This window comes from Mesorhizobium sp. M7A.F.Ca.CA.004.06.1.1 (genome assembly GCF_003999135.1).
Taxonomy (GTDB): Bacteria; Pseudomonadota; Alphaproteobacteria; order Rhizobiales; family Rhizobiaceae; genus Mesorhizobium.
The window spans coordinates 1-780 of the sequence record NZ_RZPQ01001303.1; the positions used below are offsets into that span (position 1 = coordinate 1).

Below are 780 nucleotides of genomic sequence, written 5' to 3' on the forward strand. Positions count from 1 at the left end.
ATCTCGTGCAGCGGCACGCCGCGATCGACCGCCTCGCGCACCAGCCGATAGTTGTTGGCGATACCGCCGACGAAATGCTCGCCGAGAATTTCCTGGACGTCCGCCTGCTTGATGCCGTTGTCGAACATCTTCTGTTCGAAACGGTTGACGATGACGTTCGGCTTCACTTCCTTGCCGGCAGTCTCGTAGACCGCCTGGATCAGCCGCTGGGTGTGGCGCAGGCACGGCACCGTCATTTCCGCGACGATGTAGAGCTTGTTGGAACCGAGCAGCACGGTTTCCGTCCATGGAAACCAGGTGCGTGGCATGTCGATGACGACATTGTCGAAATAGGCCGAAACGAGGTCCAGCATGCGCACCACGACATCGGTCTTGAACGAGCGCATCTCTGCTGGATGCGCCGGTGCCGCCAGCACGCACAGCCCGCTGGCATGCTTGGACAGCATCACGTCGAGCAGTTGCCGGTCGAGACGCTCGGGCTGGTTCTCGATCTCGGTGATGTCGAAACGCGGTTCGAGGTCGAGATATTCGGCACAGGCGCCCTGCTGGAAATTGAGATCGACGACGCAGGTCGAGGCGCCGCGCGTCACCGAGTGATGCAGCTGGAAAGCGGTCTGCAGCGCCAGCGTGGTGGTGCCGACGCCGCCCGCGGCAGGCATGAAGGTGTAGATCTGCGATTCGGTGTTTTCCTCGCGCCCGGGTCCCTGCAGCGCCCGCACGACGGAGCGCACCAGATCGGCCGTGGTGATCGGCTTGACCAGGAAATCCGCGACCTTGAGC

Annotated in this window: 1 protein-coding gene; it reads right to left on the bottom strand. The window is 62.6% G+C overall.

Going from position 1 to position 780, the window contains the following annotated elements; genetic code table 11:
* Window positions 1-780: CpaE family protein (locus tag EN906_RS35950; RefSeq protein WP_206529285.1), on the bottom strand; the 780-nt coding region annotated here is incomplete at both ends.